At 51.3% G+C, this 18,112-nt stretch carries 18 protein-coding genes; 12 read left to right on the top strand and 6 right to left on the bottom strand.

Going from position 1 to position 18,112, the window contains the following annotated elements:
• Positions 1-260 precede the first annotated feature (260 nt).
• Positions 261-875, top strand: coding sequence for an ATP-dependent Clp protease proteolytic subunit (locus tag PsAD26_RS19965; RefSeq protein ID WP_063312017.1), 615 nt, complete (start codon positions 261-263; stop codon positions 873-875).
• Between the two features lie 195 nt (positions 876-1,070).
• Entirely contained in the window at positions 1,071-2,075 is a 1,005-nt protein-coding gene (locus PsAD26_RS19960) for a hypothetical protein (RefSeq protein ID WP_063311841.1), read from the top strand.
• A 59-nt stretch (positions 2,076-2,134) separates the two neighbouring features.
• Here the strand turns inward: PsAD26_RS19960 and PsAD26_RS19955 are convergent, their stop codons facing one another.
• On the bottom strand, positions 2,135-2,737 hold the full coding sequence (locus PsAD26_RS19955; protein ID WP_063311840.1) for a thiamine phosphate synthase: 603 nt from the start codon (positions 2,735-2,737) through the stop codon (positions 2,135-2,137).
• A gap of 378 nt (positions 2,738-3,115) precedes the next feature.
• Between PsAD26_RS19955 and PsAD26_RS19950 the strand changes: the two genes are divergently transcribed.
• On the top strand, positions 3,116-4,294 hold the full coding sequence (locus PsAD26_RS19950) for an adenylate/guanylate cyclase domain-containing protein (RefSeq protein WP_193758320.1): 1,179 nt from the start codon (positions 3,116-3,118) through the stop codon (positions 4,292-4,294).
• Here PsAD26_RS19950 and PsAD26_RS19945 read toward each other — a convergent pair.
• The 3 genes from PsAD26_RS19945 to PsAD26_RS19935 all read right to left on the bottom strand — a co-directional run bounded on the left by PsAD26_RS19945 (position 4,219) and on the right by PsAD26_RS19935 (position 7,285).
• Positions 4,219-4,935: a DUF599 family protein gene (locus tag PsAD26_RS19945; protein WP_063300642.1), complete on the bottom strand. Its 717-nt coding sequence runs from the start codon at positions 4,933-4,935 to the stop codon at positions 4,219-4,221. The genes PsAD26_RS19950 and PsAD26_RS19945 overlap by 76 nt on opposite strands.
• 737 nt (positions 4,936-5,672) lie before the next feature.
• Complete coding sequence (locus tag PsAD26_RS19940; protein ID WP_343228995.1) at positions 5,673-6,764, bottom strand: alcohol dehydrogenase family protein; 1,092 nt, start codon at positions 6,762-6,764, stop codon at positions 5,673-5,675.
• The gene (locus tag PsAD26_RS19935) at positions 6,761-7,285 is read right to left on the bottom strand and encodes a TetR/AcrR family transcriptional regulator (RefSeq protein WP_063300643.1); all 525 of its coding nucleotides are present in this window, start codon (positions 7,283-7,285) and stop codon (positions 6,761-6,763) included. Before PsAD26_RS19935 ends, PsAD26_RS19940 begins: the two co-directional genes overlap by 4 nt.
• A 146-nt stretch (positions 7,286-7,431) precedes the next feature.
• On the opposite strand from PsAD26_RS19935, the gene PsAD26_RS19930 reads away from it, so the two are divergent.
• Together PsAD26_RS19930 and PsAD26_RS19925 are read left to right on the top strand one after the other, a co-directional pair.
• Positions 7,432-7,878, top strand: coding sequence for a DUF1489 family protein (locus PsAD26_RS19930; protein WP_057463384.1), 447 nt, complete (start codon positions 7,432-7,434; stop codon positions 7,876-7,878).
• Between the two features lie 84 nt (positions 7,879-7,962).
• Positions 7,963-8,334: a hypothetical protein gene (locus tag PsAD26_RS19925; protein ID WP_153039949.1), complete on the top strand. Its 372-nt coding sequence runs from the start codon at positions 7,963-7,965 to the stop codon at positions 8,332-8,334.
• A gap of 105 nt (positions 8,335-8,439) precedes the next feature.
• On the opposite strand, the gene panC is transcribed toward PsAD26_RS19925, so the two are convergent.
• On the bottom strand, positions 8,440-9,282 hold the full coding sequence (gene panC, locus PsAD26_RS19920; protein WP_063312015.1) for a pantoate--beta-alanine ligase: 843 nt from the start codon (positions 9,280-9,282) through the stop codon (positions 8,440-8,442).
• Between the two features lie 271 nt (positions 9,283-9,553).
• Here panC and PsAD26_RS19915 point away from each other — a divergent pair, with 271 nt between their 5' ends.
• Positions 9,554-10,276: a hypothetical protein gene (locus tag PsAD26_RS19915; protein WP_063311838.1), complete on the top strand. Its 723-nt coding sequence runs from the start codon at positions 9,554-9,556 to the stop codon at positions 10,274-10,276.
• 109 nt (positions 10,277-10,385) lie between these two features.
• Positions 10,386-11,117, top strand: coding sequence for a DnaJ domain-containing protein (locus tag PsAD26_RS19910; RefSeq protein WP_063311837.1), 732 nt, complete (start codon positions 10,386-10,388; stop codon positions 11,115-11,117).
• Positions 11,118-11,138: 21 nt separating this feature from the next.
• Here the strand turns inward: PsAD26_RS19910 and PsAD26_RS19905 are convergent, their stop codons facing one another.
• On the bottom strand, positions 11,139-12,596 hold the full coding sequence (locus PsAD26_RS19905) for a D-alanyl-D-alanine carboxypeptidase (RefSeq protein WP_063311836.1): 1,458 nt from the start codon (positions 12,594-12,596) through the stop codon (positions 11,139-11,141).
• A gap of 392 nt (positions 12,597-12,988) precedes the next feature.
• On the opposite strand from PsAD26_RS19905, the gene PsAD26_RS19900 reads away from it, so the two are divergent.
• The 5 genes from PsAD26_RS19900 (at position 12,989) to PsAD26_RS19880 (ending at position 18,052) form a co-directional block, all read left to right on the top strand.
• Positions 12,989-13,321 carry a phasin family protein gene (locus PsAD26_RS19900; RefSeq protein ID WP_057463379.1) on the top strand — a complete coding sequence of 111 codons (333 nt, stop codon included), beginning with the start codon at positions 12,989-12,991 and terminating at the stop codon, positions 13,319-13,321.
• Between the two features lie 674 nt (positions 13,322-13,995).
• Entirely contained in the window at positions 13,996-14,325 is a 330-nt protein-coding gene (gene clpS, locus PsAD26_RS19895; RefSeq protein ID WP_057463448.1) for an ATP-dependent Clp protease adapter ClpS, read from the top strand.
• A gap of 12 nt (positions 14,326-14,337) precedes the next feature.
• Positions 14,338-16,788 (top strand): ATP-dependent Clp protease ATP-binding subunit ClpA, encoded by a 2,451-nt coding sequence (clpA, locus tag PsAD26_RS19890; protein WP_063289444.1) that lies wholly within the window; start codon positions 14,338-14,340, stop codon positions 16,786-16,788.
• A 155-nt stretch (positions 16,789-16,943) separates the two neighbouring features.
• Positions 16,944-17,708: an AzlC family ABC transporter permease gene (locus PsAD26_RS19885; protein ID WP_063304123.1), complete on the top strand. Its 765-nt coding sequence runs from the start codon at positions 16,944-16,946 to the stop codon at positions 17,706-17,708.
• Positions 17,705-18,052: an AzlD domain-containing protein gene (locus tag PsAD26_RS19880; RefSeq protein WP_063300649.1), complete on the top strand. Its 348-nt coding sequence runs from the start codon at positions 17,705-17,707 to the stop codon at positions 18,050-18,052. The genes PsAD26_RS19885 and PsAD26_RS19880 overlap by 4 nt, the downstream gene beginning before the upstream one ends.
• The last annotated feature ends 60 nt before the right edge of the window (positions 18,053-18,112 follow it).

Below are 18,112 nucleotides of genomic sequence, written 5' to 3'. Positions count from 1 at the left end.
GTTATTAAAACGTTATTCCTTTGCCTTTAAGTTGGAACAAAGGAACTGAAAATGTGCAAATTGCATTGATTAGAAGTGGAGAAACGGCGGTTTTCCGAAAGGCCTATCAAAAGTGAGGGGAGAACACCCTCTTTTTCCTAGGGAATTTCTGTTAGGCTATGACTTTGCGTGTTTGCGGTCTGCCGCAGTATCTTTTAGTTATGTTTGATCACAGTCTGCCGCGTGGGGCGGTAGCTAATATAAGGGAGCATGTCATTCGCATGACGGACATTTGTGCTTCGACGTCAGTTCGCCTCGAAGGTGATGAAGACGCGCCAAAGAATCCTGACAAGTCCATCCCGGTGGACAAGCATCTTTTTGATGCGCGTACAGTGCTGATTACAGGACCTGTGACTCAAGAGATGGCTCAGGAAGTCTGTTCCCGTCTGCTTGCGCTTTCCCAGGTTAGCAGCGACCCGATTACCGTTATTGTTTCTTCTCCGGGTGGACACGTTGAGTCCGGTGACATGATCCATGACATGATCAGGTTCATTCAGCCGGAAGTTCGCATTCTCGGTATGGGCTGGGTCGCAAGTGCGGGCGCTCTGATTTATGTGTCTGTGCCTAAAGAGCGTCGTTCCTGCACTAAGAACACACGCTTCCTGCTTCATCAACCATCTGGTGGTGCTGGCGGTATGGCAACTGATATTGAAATTCAGGCCAAAGAAATTTTGAAGATGCGTGATCGCTTGAACCAGATCTTTGCAGATGCAACTGGTCAGCCGATTGAGCGCATTGAAAAAGACACTGACCGTGATTACTGGATGAGCCCGGAAGAGGGCATCGAGTACGGTCTTGTTGGCAAAGTCATCAACAACGTCTCCGAGCTTGGCTAAACGGGCTCTTTAATACTTTAAAGAAAAGGCGCTCTTTGGGGCGCCTTTTTTGTGAGATGAAGGTGCCGTTTGCGTCACTGTTTCTTAAATGACGCAGGAAGAATGCACATTATGTAAAATACCGTATTCTTTTTGAATTCGGACATTCCCTTAGGTAATGCGATTTTATCGATAAAGCCAAAAGGGGTGGTAAAAATGAATAAGAAACTCTGCGGCCTGACGCTGCTTTCATCACTTATGCTTTGTTCCGCAAGTGCTTCTTTCGCCGAGGACATTGGTGTGCAAGTTGACCTTGAAGGGCTGTTCCTTTCCAGTGCAGGCACTGGGAAAGGTGCTCTTGCTGTCAATTACAGAACTGAGGAAGTGTTCCGTGCTGATGTTCTAGATCGCTTTCGATTGGCGCCGGGTGGGCGGTTGAGTGTTGTGGTGCCAGGGCAGGGAGAGTGGGCAGACTATAGCCTGCAATTTTCTGGTCTGTATTCTGGTCAAATTAAAGCTCAGCGGGATGTAATCAACGAGCGCGAAAATCTCTCGGCTGCTTACGACAGCGATTATGATCACGTGTCGGATCCAGAAAATCCGCATTTTAGCAACTCTGACGCTGCTTATGCTTCATCTTTTGACTATCAGCGTGAGCTGTGGGGAGGTGAAGTTAATGTACAACGCCAAACGGACTTTTATGGCCTGACTGTTCTTGGTGGGCTTCGCTACATCGGTCAGCGTAACAAGCTCAATGCTGCGACCTTTGATGAGGTGGAAGAGTATCAGGGTACGGATGATCAAACTGACCGTGTTAAGCTAACAACGAACAATCACATCTTTGGTGCCCAGTTTGGTGTTGAAGGAAGATATGAGATTATCGAGAAGATATATCTAGGTGGTCGTGCAACGGTAGGTGCTGGGGTAAATCGGATTGATTTTAGTAGCCGTCTGACGAGTGACAACAATAGCTCAGTTGATGTTCGTAAGAAGGAAAGCTTGAGCCACTTTGCTGCGTATGCAGAGATCGCACCGAAACTGACCTATCAGTACTCAGAGCGGCTTGCCTTTAACCTAGGCGGTTATGCGATGTTGTTGAGTGGTGTTTCTGATGGAACAGAAGAGTATCATCGCGTCGGCTTGCCTGACTATGATGTGCTGGAGGGGGATGATATCCTGCTGTTTTATGGATTTAGCGCAGGTGCTTCGATCCGCTTTTAGAGCTTATGCCTGAAATGAGAAAGCCGCCGCGCTGAGATTGCCGAGGCGGCTTTTTGCTTCTACCGTTGCCAGTTTTTAGAGGCTTGGAGCCATTGAGTGGTGCGGTGTTCTGGGTTTGGCGCGCTGGTGACGTCGGAGATGGTGGCGATGGAATCGGCGCCGCTTTCGAAGACTTCGACAGCGCGGTCCAGGCTGATGCCACCGATAGCGACTAGATGTTTACTTGTGCGGGCACGCCATCTCTTGATTGTTTCGAGACCCTGGGGCTGCCAGCGCATTTCTTTTGTTGCGCTATTGTAAATTGGACCAAGGGCCACATATTCAGGATCTAGTGCCAGGGCTGTGTCCAGCTCGGCTTCATCATGGGTGGAAACACCGTAGTAGATTCCTGCGGAACGGAGTGCGCGGAAATCGGCGGTTTTCAGATCTTCCTGTCCTAAATGCACATAGCCCACGTTTGCGTCGTAGGCGGCTTGCCAGTGATCGTTGACGATAAGCACTGTGCCGGCTTTGTCGCAAAGCTGTTTTGCTTCCCGGACCTGAGATCGGATTTCATCCTCTGACTTGTCTTTGATGCGGAGTTGGAGACATTTGACGCCAAGAGGAAGGATACGTGGCAGCCATTGGGTGCCATCGATGATCAAATAAAAGCGATCTAACATTGCAGGGTTTCTCGGTTAAAAGCGCAGTGATTGGATGGACAATCACCAAATGCGTGCTGCGTTCATATTTTGAGCGAAAATAGGAGTTGTGCAGGTTGTTGGCTACAAATTTTTAAAATTTGAAGCATTTACACGTTGCGCGTGTGTTGAATTGTGGAGAAAGTCTAGCAAAAAAGGCGAGAGTTTCTTGATGGGATTCCTGTAAATGTCTGAGTTGAAAAGTAAATGATAAGAAATATTGAAATTTTCGCCGTATTTGCTTGCGAGTTTGGTGATTTTACGTGGTCTTCTTTTCCGCTCGTCTCTGGGGTGTAAATGTCTAATAGTGAGTCTTTTTCCCTCTGCGATTTAATGGAATGGCTGTCCAAGGACGCAAAAATGCTAGGGCGTCCCTGTCGTATCTTTGCGGCATTGGGCGAGCATTTGCAGGACCTTGGCGTTGTTGTGGACCGGATCTCGACTGGTATTTCTATTCTGGATCCGAACTATCATGGTGAAGGGCTTATTTGGGAGCGGGGCGTTGGCCCGCGTGTGCGGTACTTCCAGCATACACCTGAGATGAGTGAGTCCTACAATCAAAGCTTATGGAAGCGGTCTATTGAAGCCGGGCATATGATCCGGCACAAGTTTGGCCATCATGATGAGTACGACCGGCTTAAAGTCATTCAGGAGCTTAAAGAGCAAGGGTATACGGATTACGTTGCTGTTCCCATGGTGTTCTCTGATGGTGAGGTGCATGGACTGGCCTTTGCCTCACGTGCAGCTGCGGGTTTCAAGGATGAAGATATCAGCGTGTTTGAGCAAATTTCTGCTCCGCTTGCGCTGATTTGTGAACTGTTCAATTCCCGGCAGGCTTCTGAGAATATTCTCAATACCTACCTTGGAACACGTGCCGGGCGGCGGGTGATGAATGGTGAGATCCGGCGGGGAGATGGGGAGCATATCAACGCCATTGTAGCGTTTTGTGATATCCGCAACTTCACTGGCTTTTCTAATTACCTACCAGATACAGCCCTGTTGCAACTGCTTAATGAGTATTTTGGCATCGTTACGTCGCGGGTTGAACAGCACGGCGGCGAGATCCTGAAGTTTATCGGCGACGAAGTTCTGGCGGTGTTTCCTTATACGGATGAGCAAAGCGCCAGAATAGCGGCGTTTGAAGCCATGTCGGCACTGCGAGAAAGCATGGCGGATCTGACGATTGTGAATGCGCGCGGGTTTCCTGATTTGCCTGCCATCCATGTTGGTATGGGCGTGCATTCAGGGCGTGTGTTCTTTGGCAATGTTGGTGGTCAGCGGCGACTGGACTTTACGGTTGTTGGACCTGTGGTGAATGAGGCCGCACGGATTGCCGACCTTTCAAAGCGCCTTAATCAGGAAATGTTGATTTCGCAGACAGTTGCGGAAGTTCTCAGCTGTTGTGAGGATACCTATGTGGGGACATATCCGCTTAAGGGCTTCCCCACACCGGTGAAAGTTTATCAAGCGCCGGAGTTGACGCGGTCTTGTGTATTTGGACCCGGTAACACGGCTTTTCTCGCCTTTGAGAAGAACTGACGGCGCAGCAGCACCAATGTCACCATCAGGGTCGTTCCGATGAACACGAACGGCCCTGCATACCATCCCAGATAACCTACTGCGAAGAAGAGCGCTTGCTGGCCGTTGCTGAAATGGCGGCCCGCGAGGGTTGCCAGCCGTGCTGCACGCAGTGATGCTTCAACAGCCTCTTCATTGTCTTCATGGCAATCATCCGGGATCGAGCCCATGACAATGGTAGTGTAGTTAAACAAGCGGTAAGCCCAGCCGAATTTAAAAAACGCGTAGGCCAGAATGATCATCAAACCGAAGGTCTTGGCTTCATTCTGTATTGGGTCATCCAAAAATGGCAGGTCGAGCGTGCGGGCGAGGGCGGTGACCTCGTCCATTGCGCTGAGCAAAGTGACCGTGCCACCGATGGCCAGAAGGGAGGCTGAGGCGAAAAATGCGGTGCCTTGCTGCAGGCCGGACGCAATATTGGTGTCAGCAATGCGGACCTCTCGTTTGAGCATAGCGCGCATCCAGCGGTAACGGTACGCATCCATGGCATGAGAGAGCGTGTTTTTTGACCAGCGGCTTCGATAGGCCAGCCAGCTGTACAAGCCCCATGAGGAGACGAAGACGAGGATGGCAATGAAGTTGGAAAACTGGATCTGAAGCATTGGTCTTTCTGTTTTTAAGCCTGAGTCCGGACATGAGCCCATTTTGATGGAAACGGACAGGTTTATGTTTGGCATGATTTGCGGAGAGGGGCTAGTGGGCGCGCATGATATGCGGCTGTGTGAACCCGGCAAAGTTGCGTGAAAACAGACTCAGAATGGTCAAAAAATGGAGTTTGAGTTGTCCTGTAAGGTACCCAATTCTCAATAAAGTCGAGTTTTGAACGAATTTTTGCATAAAAATTTTGAGTGAATTTTTTTATGGTTATCGATAATTTTATTAATTCTAATGAGCCCTAACTCTTTGGAGCTATGAGTTTTTATGGTGTAGGTATATCTGACTGGTGAATGAGTAATGAATTATATCTAGTAAGGTGTGGCAGTCTGCCAAGCCAAATTTTGCCATTTTGCTGTTGCGCTTTGATCACGGAAGGGATATTCCGAGCGCCCTGTGCTGACGGGGTTTCCTCGGCGCACGTGTATCAACCATTAAACGGTGTTTTATGGATCACGAAATTCAGAAGTCCTGCTGGGGGTTCACTGTGTGGACTGTCGCAACCCTCGGCGGCGTTATGGCGCTGCTTTATGTATTTGCAGGTGCCGGCAGTTAATCCCAAGATAACTGCTTGAACGCGGATTTTGGTAGGGATGCAGATGTGACGTCTGCATCCCTTTTTTCTTTGAGCTGGTTCTAGTGTAACTTCAAAATCGATAATGTGCTTTTTGTCACGTAATGGACGCTAGGGCAGATTGCGTGCGTTTTTCTCGCCAGAGCAATCGCCTGCGACTGCCAGCACAATCTTTCCCAGATGCTTCTTTTGCTCAAAAACCTCTTGTGCTTTGCCAATCTCAGCAAGCGGGAAGGTTTGCGCGACCAGAGGCTGTATGCTGCCTGCTTCAATGTGAGCAACAAGGTTCCCGAAGACTTCGGGTTCCAACACGGTGCAGCCGAAGAAGCTCAGGTCTTTCAAGTAGAGTGTGCGGACATCCAGTTCTACGATAGGGCCAGCCATCGCTCCGGCGACTGCATAGCGGCCCCTGGGCTTGAGAATGGCGAGGAGGTCTAGCCATTGCGGGCCGGCGACCAGATCAACCACCACATCAATGCTGTTGGAGCCAAGGCTCTCAATCAGATCATCACTGCGATCCAGCACACGGCTTGCTCCGAGCTCCTGAAGCAGCTGAGTCTTTGAGGTGGAGGAGATGGCGATGACGTTTGCACCGCGTGCGCGTGCCAGCTGGAGGGCCGCTGAGCCAACGCCTCCTGAGGCCCCTGTCACCAGAACGGTCTCTCCGGCTTTGAGGTTGGCGCGTGTCAGCATGTTCTCAGCGGTTGAATACGAGCAGGGGAAGGATGCCAGCTCCAGATCGTTCAGCTGGCTTTGGATTGGGTAGACGTGACGGTGATCGATTGAAACAAATTCAGCAAAGCCGCCATCACACTCTGATCCCATGAACCATGGAGACTCCAGCTTTTTGCCATTGGCATATTGCAGGCAGGGCTCCACCGGTACGCGCTTGCCCAGAAGGACCTGATCGACCTTAGCGCCTGCCGCGACGTCCCATCCGCACACGTCTATGCCCTGAATGCGGGGGAACTGGAGTGGTTCGCATGACCATGTGGCATCTTCTGCCTGATTATCATGACGCGAGTACCATGCTTTTCGTGTGTTGATGTCTGTGTTGTTGATGCCTGCTGCCAGAACCTCGATCAGCACATCTTCAGAGCCGATGGCAGGCAAGGGCAGGTCTGTACGCAGCTCCAACATGTCCGGTCCGCCGTGCCCGGTGAGCGTTACTGCAGTCATTGTGGTGGGGAGGGTGCTCATCATGTTGCTTTCTGAGTGAGTGACTGAATTGCGGATTTGGCCCAGGTGAAGACAGTGGATCCGTGAAGGGGGTAGGTTGAGACGATGCCTTCATGGATCATGAAGAGCTCTCCAGCATTGGACACAAGGCCGAGAAGAGCTGCCAGCTGATCTTTGGTTTGCTGCTTGTGGCGTGTGACGCATTCTCTGACGAGTGCGCTGTCTGGATAGGCAGCAAGAGCCGCCTGATCCATGCAACCGTGTGGTGCGTTGTTTGCCATCCAATGTTCGATGGTGCGGAGAATGCTCTCCAGTGGATCATCAGGGGACTGTGTTGCTGCCTCACTCAGGAAGGACAGGTAGCGCTGATTACGGACTTCCAGTGCGCCGATGATCATATGCTCTTTGGAGGGAAAGTATTTGTAGAGCGTGCGCAGGCTCACATTGGAGCCGCGCTTGAGTTCTGCCACGCCGGGAGCTGTGAAGCCGCGCGTTGCGAAGACGCCTTCCAGGCCCGTGCAGATGGAATGTTCAAGATCAGTCATGATTAATTGGTAGAGCGATCATTCTACCGAGTCAAATTAGAAAATGGAGAGCGTGGCTGCGCGATCACCGATATGTTTGTGCAATGCGTTAGCTATGGGGGCTGCTATGACTGGAAAAAGCCAGAGCTTCCTGCTATTTGAGCGCTATGACGTTACATCTGGTGAAACTCTGTGTTGGCGTGGAAAGCGTTGACCAGCTGCGGAATTACATTGAACAGCGACAGATTCTGGCGCTGTCACACGGTTTGAGTGACGAGCAGATCCATACCACTCGTATGGTGCCGACTCGCATTGACGAGCTGCTGGATGGTGGTTCGCTGTACTGGGTGATCAAAGGCAATGTTCAGGTTCGCCAGAAACTGATTGATATCCGCGTGCACAAGGATGATTCCGGCAAGAAGCGCTGTGACCTTGTGATGGAGCCTTTCCTCCACCAGACACAGCTGCAGCCGCGCCGTGCCTTTCAGGGCTGGCGGTATCTGAAAGTGTCAGATGCACCGCCGGATGTGAGCGGGCCAATGCTGGATGGGGATCAACTTGCCGAAATGCCAGAGGGTATGCGCCGCGAGTTGCAGGAGCTTTGCCTGATCTAAGCGGTCTCTTTTTTGCGGCTTGCATCTGTAAAGGCTGGATGAGATAAACACGGCATGTGGCTGTCTGTTCGGGAGAACTATGCTGTGACCGAGCTTATCGCATCGATTGCCGGGCCGTATCTTTTCGTGACAGGTCTTGGCTTCTTTATTTCCAGCAGTTTTTACCAGCGGATGATTGCTGCCCAATCAGATGCGAATCCGATCTTGCTCAATCTGTCTGGTGCTGTGCATTTTGTGGTTGGTATGGTTGTGCTTGCCAACCATCTCAACGTGTCCAGCATGGCCGGCGCTCTCGTAACATTGGTTGGAGCTGCTGCCGTGCTGAAGGGGGCAAGTCTTATTGTCATTCCGGATTACATGACAAAGTCACAGCAAATGGGGAAGAGGGGAATTCTCGCCACAGGCACCGCTTTTACCGCAATAGGTGCTTATCTGAGCTATGTCGGGTATTTTTAGGATGCCTTGTGCGGGCAAGCTGTTCTCAAAGTAAGATGCGAATTGAAAGCTTCTGAGACGCGGTAGGGTTCCGGGCAAATGCATTCATTCGCCCGGAGAGTCGTTTTATACTTCGATATTGTCGATCAGGCGGGTATCGCCAACTTTGGCGGCGACCAGAATACGGGCACCTTTGGCGTCGATGGGTGTGCCCAGATGCTGGCCGTGGCGCAGCTCGAAGTAATCTGTCGCAAATCCTGAGAGCTTGAGGACAACAAGCGCTTTCTTGCGCACTTCAATCCAGTTTTCACCGTTATGGAGTGCATTGCGCGCAGTCTGCAGCGTTTCAGAAATTGTTCTGGCTGTCGTGCGTTCCTTATCATCCAGATACTCATTGCGGGAAGACATGGCGAGGCCATCCTCTTCACGCACGGTTGGAGCGCCGATGACTTTGGTTGGCAGGTGCAGGTCTCTGGCCAGTTGCTTGATGACGCGCAGCTGCTGATAGTCTTTTTCGCCGAACACAGCGATATCTGGCAGAACAGCCAGCAACAGTTTCGCCACCACTGTGGCCACGCCGTTGAAGAAGTGCGGTCTGTGATCTGTTTCCAGACCAAGGGCCGGGCCTTCGATCTGAATAGATGTGGCAAAGCCGTTCGGGTACATTTCCCGTGCATTTGGAGCAAAGACACCAAACACGTCGTAGCCCGCCAGCTTTTGCAGGTCGGTCTCTTCCGTTCTTGGGTAGCTCTCGAAATCTTCGCCCGGCGCGAACTGCTTTGGATTCACAAAGATTGAAACAATCACGATGTCCGCATATTCCCGGGCCTTTTCGACCAGAGACAGGTGGCCTGCATGCAGCGCCCCCATGGTTGGAACCAGAGCGATTGTTTTGCCTTCTCGTCTCAGAGGTAATAGTGCAGCCCGCAGGTCGTCTACACCACGGTATACGTCTGGGAGATTTCTCATAGGCGTCTCCATGTGGGACCTCATCCCTTAATTTCTTTGCTTTGCAGCGTTTTTATCTGTTGTTGGTAATGGGTTTGCCCAGAAACTGTTGAACCCAATTGCAAGCAGAAACTGATATAACTGATTTTAGCAGATTTTGTGATTATTCTCATTGCACCAATAGTGGGTATTGGTCTTTAGCGAGCGAAATAACCAATCTGTCCCAATAATTGTTAAGTTGTTGGAATAAAATGCCTTCGTAATCCTTTGTGACGTGAATACAGGTACGCCCATGTCAGATAAGCTCTCCAAAAGATCCGGATCTTTAAACAGTCCTGCAGACAGCAAGAGTGATCTTTCCAACTTTCTGGAGGCTGCCAAAGACGCGGTTGCAGCGCCTGCCGGGGATGAGCGGGGCCGTTTGATCTTTGCACTGGATGCCACAATGAGTCGGCAGCCCACGTGGGATCAGGCTTGTCACCTGCAGGAAGAGATGTTCATCGAAGCGGGCCGGGTTGGGTCGCTTGATGTGCAGCTGGTGTTCTTTCGCGGGTATGGCGAGTGTAAATCTTCGCGCTGGGTCAGCAATTCCAAAGAGCTGGGTGGAATGATGCGCAAGATTCGCGTGCAGGCCGGACGGACACAGATTCGCAAGGTGCTGGATCACGCCCTGACTGAGACGCGGAAAAAGCGGGTGCAGGCGGTTGTCTATATTGGTGACTGTATGGAGGAGAACCCTGATCTGGTCTGCGATAAGGCAGGGGAGCTCGGATTGTTGGGCGTGCCGGTTTTTGTGTTTCAGGAAGGCAAGGACATCCTGGCAGAGCGAGCGTATCGCGAGATCGCCCGGTTGAGCAACGGGGTCTATCTGAACTTTGATGAGGGATCTGCTGCGAGCTTGCGCGGATTGCTGGCTGCGATTGCAACATTTTCCGCCGGGGGCAGACAGGCCCTTGAGCGCCTTGAGCAATCGGGGCATAAAGGTGCTCAATTCTTGATTGAACACCTAAGCTAGAGCACGCTGTATTCACGTATCAAGCTCGAGCTCTCTAATTTTGTGCGTATTCTGATCCGGAAACCGGAACCACTTTTTGGGAATGCGCCTAATACATGTCAGGTACTAAATGGGCTATTTGGTCATGGGAGGATTGGCGCTTGCCATCCTCTATTTCTTCGCAAAGTGGCTGACGCAGTCAAATCCGGCAAAACTTAAAGAAGTTTTGAAAATGCTGATTGGCGGACTGCTGCTGGCATTCTGCGCTTTTCTTGCCGTCACTGGCAGATACGTTATTGCGCTGCCACTTGCGGCCTTTGCGCTGTCCCTTTTGGGTTGGGGGTCTGCGCAGAGTTTCAAGTTTCCCGGTGGTTTCCCTTTCGGAGGACTGGGTGGTGCCTCCAAGAGTGCCGGTCAGACTTCCAATATCTCCTCCAGATTTCTCCATATGGAGCTGGATCATGATAGCAAGAAGCTGGAGGGCAAAGTGCTTGCCGGTTCCTTTGCTGGCCGCGCGCTGAGTTCTTTGCAGGTTGCAGAGCTCAAACAGCTTTGGCGCGACGTGCAGCCGGACGGCGACAGCGTTGCCTTACTCGAAGCTTACCTCGATAGCAGGCTCTCCAACTGGCGTGTAGACTTCCACGCGGATTCCACAGCGGGGCAGAGAGACACGTCGAGCTCGAGCGCTCTGACTGAGAAGGAGGCCTACGAGGTTCTTGGACTTGCGCCGGGAGCCTCCGTGGAAGACATCCGTGCTGCTCACCGCAGACTGATTAAACGATTGCACCCCGATAGTGGGGGTTCTGCTTTCCTGGCTTCCAAACTCAACGAGGCGAAGGATCGGCTTCTCAACAGACATTAGACTCACCGTGACTGATACGAGTTACTGATAGACGGCATAGCAGGAGTACTTGACCTTCTTGAGTTTGGCACAAGCATCCCAGGCTGCTGTTTTGGTTTCAAACCCGATGAACCGCGCGCGGTACAGGGTTTGTTTCTTAGATTTGACCGGCTCTGTGTAAATGCGTTTGTTACGCAGGGTGGCCCCTGTCGCAGCGCGCGCATTTTCCAGGATCTTGATTGCTTTATCCTGGCTGTCGGTCGCAGAAATCTGAATGTGCCAGCCGGAGGTGTCGATGTCCTCTGGCTTCAGGCTTGCAATCTTCTGCTGAATTGGAGCGGAAGATGGTGCAGCTGTTTTCGCTGGCTGCTGCAGCTTTGCCGAGGCGGAAACGGCAGGTGCGGCCAGTGAATTGGCAACAAGGTCCTTACGCGGTGCCGGAGCAGGGGCCGAGGCCTGATGTTCCAGCATTTTTGCGATTGGATCAGATGGCTTCGAATTCGGTTTTGTACCGGTCGCGTTGGCATAAGCCAGCAGTGTCGACTGCTTTGCAGCTGGTGTGTCTGCTTTGGCAACTGGAATAGCCGGAGCAACTTTTGGGAACTGATAGCGTTTTGTTGTTCCTGCGTAGAGCATTGGCGTGGTGCGACGACCACGGGATGCTTTTGGCAGGTACTGGCTGATCAGCTTGACCATCTGTGCATCACGGCTTTTGCCTGTACGGCCACCCAGAACCACAGCAACAATCTGGCGATTGTCACGTTTAACGTTGGTCACGAGGTTGAAGCCGGAGGCATTGGTGTAACCAGTTTTGATTCCATCGACACCACGGACACGACCGAGCAACTTGTTGTGGTTGCCCATGCGGCGGCCGGCGTAAGTGTAAGAGCGGGTATTGAAGTACTTATAATACTTCGGGAACCGATCCTGAATCGCGCGGCCGAGCAGAGCGAGGTCTGCTGCGGTGGTCACCTGCTTGGAATTTGGCAGGCCATGTGGGTTTCTGAAGGTGGTGTTGCGCATGCCAATCGCACGGGCCGTCTGCGTCATGCGGCGCGCAAATGCTGTTTCAGAACCGGAGATATGCTCTGCGATTACAGTCGACGCATCATTTGCGGACTTGGTAACGAGTGCATAGATGGCATCCTTAACGCGCAAAGAGCCGCCAACCTTCAAGCCAAGCTTTGTTGGTGGGCGACCTGCTGCGTAGCGGGAGACCTTCATTTTAGTATTTAGTGTGGCGCGGCCAGCTTCCAGTTCCTCAAAGAGCACATAAAGTGTCATGATCTTTGTGGTGGACGCAGGGTAGCGTCGTGCATTGGCGTTGTTGGCGTACAAAACCTTTCCGGTTTTTGCATCAACGACAATACCAGCATATTTGGAATTTGCCTGGGCAACAGTCGGAGCTGTAGCGATTGCTAAGGATACGGCAAGAATGCCGACAGCTTGTCCCAATGCCTTTTTTAGGCGCCCAAATGGCCCAAAATTACGCAGACCCATGTTCTTTTCGCCCCGTGAGCAATAATGGCGGTTACGCGCTCTGTACTAAATAAATTCTCTCATTGCTAGCGGAGGTGTGTTCAGAAAGCCTCAACCGCAAAAAATGCGGCGCAGGTGACTCCCCCCGTTCGCGTCATACCCAGAATGATGCGATTACGGTTACAATTCTGTAAATACGATAAGGCAGATTGCAAAAATATTGTTTTTATCCGTTTTTTGTTTGCGGCTACGCCCCTGTCTTTTCAAGATATTGCAGCGCAAAATAAAAGTTGACAAAATTTGTGCAGCGCATAATATCGTAGCGTAAGTTTAGAAATGTGGCGTTTGCTCCCCAAGAGACAAAAACCTAATCATCGAAATACCGGCGCCGCCCAATTGATGAGGTAATTTTCATGGTCACAGGATTTGAGAATATGCAGAAGCTTGGAAAAGATAACATGGACGTAGCTATGCAAAGCTTCGGCGCGTTTTCCAAGGGCATGCAGGCGATCTCTGCTGAGGTTGCGGACTACTCTAAGAAGTCAATGGAAGAGAGCAGCGCAGCAATGGAGAAAGTTGTTGGCGCGAAGTCTCTTGATAAGGCTATGGAAGCTCAGGCAGATTTTGCCAAAGTGAGCTACGAAAGCATGGTCGGTCAGGCAACTAAAATCGGCGAAATGTACGCTGAGATCGCTAAGGACGCTTACAAGCCCTATGAGGGTATGCTGTCTAAAGCTGCCAAGTAATTTACTGGCATAATTGAGATTGAAAGCCCGAGGTGCGTTAGCGCTTCGGGCTTTTTGGTTTTGCGTGTTTTAAATAGATTGCTCTGGTTGTTTCCATTTTCAGACAACCTATCTCTCTTCTTCAAGGCCCTCTCAAAACATTGTGATTCAGTATCCTGAATTCTGGCGGGCGTGTTTGGGTCCGCAGAATGGCCCGAATATGCTCATCTTACGTTGGGAGCAGGGTTTAACCCTTCGGATAGTCTGTGCGTTTTCTCTTCTTATTGGTTTGCATTTTCCAGTTTGCTTGGGGAATAATCAGTACTAACAATGAAAGAGAAGGCTTCGCGTGTCCTGAATGTCTGCAATTGATTGATCTGGCAGGTACATTCGGGAGGCTGCTGATGCCGCCGGGTGCGGGGCGTTGGCGCCAGCAAGTCTGTAAACCAGAGCGAAAAGACAGCGCAGATGCTGTAGCGAGAGTGTGAATGAGAGACCAGCGACAGGCAATGAGTGTTCTCAGGGGAGATAATCTTATGCTTACGGTGTATAATGAAACAGAAAATGAAACGCTGTTTGATTTTTCTGGAGTTGTTGGTGTGCCCTATGAAAATGCATATCCCTTGAATTCGCAGGGGGTACGTTTAAATACTATAAAGTCCTCTGCGTTATACATGGAGGGACAAAGAGAACAAATGAGCAGCGATTTCGACCTGGATAATGACGATGATGGCGGGACGATAACCGTTACCAAACCTAAGCCAAAAACAAAAAGGCCCAGTTTGTATCGCGTGTTGTTGCTCAATGATGATTTTACGCCGATGGAGTTCGTGATCCACGTTGTGGAGCGGTTCTTTCATAAGGACCGTGAGGATGCGACGCAGATTATGCTCCATGTCCATCATCATGGCGTAGGGGAGTGTGGAGTCTTCACCTATGAAGTGGCCGAGACAAAGGTCACACAAGTTATGGATTTCGCCCGAAAACACCAACATCCATTGCAATGTGTAATGGAGAAAAAGTAATAGGGGGCGCCTGTGCCGTCATTTTCTCGCAGTCTGGAGAAAGCTCTCCATCAAGCTTTGGCGTTTGCTAATGAGCGCCATCAGGAATATGCGACCCTGGAGCATCTGCTGCTTTCATTGATTGATGATCAGGATGCTGCTGCGGTGATGCGTGCATGCAATGTGGACCTCGATCAACTGCGAAAAAGCATTGTCGAATATATTGATACTGAACTAGAGAACCTCGTCGTTGACGGGGATGATGATTCAAAACCAACCGCCGGTTTCCAGCGTGTCATTCAACGCGCTGTCATTCATGTTCAATCATCAGGGCGTGAAGAAGTGACTGGTGCCAACGTTCTTGTCGCCATTTTTGCTGAGCGTGAAAGCCATGCTGCTTACTTCCTGCAAGAGCAGGAAATGACACGGTACGACGCTGTCAATTATATCTCCCATGGTATTGCAAAACGGGCTGGCTTGTCTGAACCACGTCGGGTACGTGGTGCTGAAGAAGAATCCGATAGTGGCGCTGACCCTAATGTGAGCATGCCGCAACCTCCATCTGGTGGTTCTTCTGACCAAACAAAGCGGAAAACAGAAGCTCTTGAGGCTTATTGTCAGAATCTCAATGACAAAGCGTTTTCCGGTAAAATTGATCCGCTCATCGGGCGTGAGAAGGAAATTTCGCGCACCATTCAGATCCTGTGTCGCCGTGCCAAGAACAATCCACTTTATGTGGGTGATCCGGGCGTTGGTAAAACAGCAATCGCTGAAGGGCTTGCGCGCCGCATCATTGTTGGTGATGTGCCTGAGGTGCTGAAAAACGCGACGATTTTCGCGCTGGATATGGGGTCTCTGCTTGCAGGTACTCGTTATCGCGGTGATTTTGAGGAACGTCTGAAGCAGGTCGTCAAGGAAATCGAAGATTATCCGGGCGCGATCATGTTTATTGACGAGATCCACACCGTGATTGGTGCGGGTGCGACGTCAGGTGGTGCGATGGATGCATCTAATCTGCTGAAGCCTGCGCTGGCATCCGGTACGATCCGTTGTATCGGTTCCACCACATATAAAGAGTATCGCCAGTTCTTTGAAAAGGACCGTGCGCTGGTGCGTCGCTTCCAGAAAGTGGATGTGAACGAGCCAACCATTCCAGATGCGATCGAAATCCTGAAAGGGCTGAAGCCTTATTTTGAGGACTTCCATAACATCAAGTACACCAATGATGCGATCAAGGCAGCAGTTGAGTTGTCCTCTCGCTACCTTGCTGACCGGAAGCTTCCGGATAAAGCGATTGATGTGATTGATGAGTCTGGTGCATCGCAAATGTTGTTGCCAGAGGGCAAACGTCGCAAGACAATCGGCCTGAAGGAAATTGAAGCAACCATCGCGACCATGGCGCGGATACCGCCTAAGTCTGTTTCCAAGGATGATGCTGCGGTTCTGTCCAACCTTAAGGACAGTCTGAAGCGCGTTGTTTATGGGCAGGATCCGGCGATTGAAGCGTTGTCTGCTTCCATCAAACTGGCCCGTGCCGGTCTGCGTGAACCGGATAAGCCAATTGGCTCTTATCTGTTCTCTGGTCCGACTGGTGTTGGTAAGACGGAAGTTGCGCGCCAACTGGCATCGACACTGGGTGTTGAACTGACCCGATTTGATATGTCCGAGTACATGGAACGCCATACGGTTTCCCGCCTGATTGGTGCACCTCCAGGTTACGTGGGCTTTGATCAGGGTGGCTTGCTGACGGACGCTGTTGATCAGCATCCGCATTGTGTGCTGCTTCTGGATGAAATCGAGAAGGCTCATCCTGATCTGTTCAACATTTTGTTGCAGGTTATGGATCATGGTAAGCTGACGGACCACAATGGTAAGTCTGTCGATTTCCGCAATGTGATCCTGATCATGACCACCAACGCTGGTGCGGCTGATCTGGCGAAAGCTCCTATGGGCTTCAATCGCATTGACCGTGATGGCGATGATATGGATGCGATCAACAAGATGTTCACTCCGGAGTTCCGGAACCGTCTTGATGCGATCATTCCGTTCGCAAATCTGGATAGTGACGTTATTCATCGTGTGGTTGAGAAGTTCGTTATGCAGCTGGAAGCTCAGCTTGCTGAGCGTAACGTGACCTTTGAACTGACACCTGAAGCTGTGGCCTGGCTTTCTGAGAAGGGCTACGACCGTCTGATGGGCGCGCGTCCGCTGGGCCGTGTCATTCAGGAGCACATCAAGAAGCCGCTGGCTGATGAGGTTCTGTTCGGCAAGCTTCAGAAGGGCGGGACTGTGAAGGTCTCCGTTTCTGAGGATCTTGAAGGTCTGCTTCTTGAAAGCGTTGAGGAACGTCCGACACCTAAGGCGAAGGCTGCCAAAAAAAAGCCGGTTGCCAAAGGCAAGGGCAAGTCCGTTGTTCCAAAAACGGGTCGGGGCGCTGATGCCACCAAACGTGGTGATGTTCCCGGTATTCCGATTGCGGATTAAAGCATTGATAGTTGAGAAAAAGCCGGAGCATCTGCTCCGGCTTTTTTGTATGGTGGGGCTACGTAGTCTTGTGTAGGATTCTTTATGCAGCTTCAATAGATTGCGTTTCTTCTTCCCCAAAGGCTCTTCTTTCTCGTGAGCCTCCGAGTTCTTAAATGACCAGTTCAGACATGGATATCGACGAAGGAGAGGATCCTTCGGAATTTGAGGGAGGTGCCTATTGGTTCCGCCAAGGAGCTAAAGGCGCGTTTTGCCTCCCGACACTTATTTTGATGATGGCCTTTGTGGGGTTTACCTCGCTGGCCCGCGAAGTTGGGCTTACGCTCACTGAAGTGCTCTTGATGAGCCTGTTCATGTGGGCGTTGCCAAGCATTGTTGTTTTGACGGGCGCTATGAGTGCCGGGGCGGGGTTGATCCCCGCTGCGATTGCAGTGGCTCTTTCCGCTGTGCGTTTGATGCCGATGACGGTGGCGCTGATGCCCGTTCTGCGGGATGAGAAGCGCACCAAGACGTGGCATATGCTGGTTGTGTCCCACTTTGTGGCTGTGACGGCGTGGGTGTTTGCCATGCGCAACCTGCCAAGTATGCCAAGGGCGGCGCGTTTGCCCTTCTTTGCCGGATTTGGGTCCACAGTGCATTTTGTGGTGCTGTGTTCGACCGCGTTGTCTTACATGGTGCTTCCAGCGGTAGAAGGGCCGATTGCGGCTGGTCTGGTTTTGCTGACTCCGATCTACTTCATGTTTTCCATGTATCAGGCTTCTCGTACGAGTGGTGATAAGGCCGCGCTCATTCTGGGTCTCATTCTCGGGCCTGTCTTCTATCACTTCTTTCCGGGAGCTGATTTGCTGCTGACCGGATTTGTAGGTGGCACAGTTGCCTTTGTGGGCTGGTTGTTTGCAACACGGAGGGCTGAGCTGTGAGTGAAGTTTATGGCAGCTGGTGGTGGCCTTATGTGATGATCCTTGTTGCAGGCTTTCTGGCGACAGAGTGCTGGCGCTGGATTGGTGTGTTTGCCTCCGGCAAGCTGCGCGAGGACAGTCTTTTATTCGCATGGGTGCGGGCTGTTGCGACGGCGTTGATTGCTGGCATCATCGCGCGATTGGTTTTGTTTCCCGAAGGTGTGCTGGGCGACGTGCCTGTATGGTTGCGTCTTGCTGCGGTGGCTAGTGGCGTTGTTGGATACAAGCTTCTTAACGACCGGCTGATGGCCGGGATTATCTCAGCTGAGTTTGTGCTGATTGGTGGCTGGGCCTTTTTGATTTAACGGATCTTGCTAAGCTTGATCGCACGCATTGCTGATCATTGTTTCTCGCTCTAACGTAAG

Origin of the sequence: Pseudovibrio sp. Ad26 (assembly GCF_001623285.1) — a bacterium.
GTDB classification, from domain to species: domain Bacteria; phylum Pseudomonadota; class Alphaproteobacteria; order Rhizobiales; family Stappiaceae; genus Pseudovibrio; species Pseudovibrio ascidiaceicola.
This window is presented reverse-complemented; position numbering and strand designations above follow the sequence as displayed.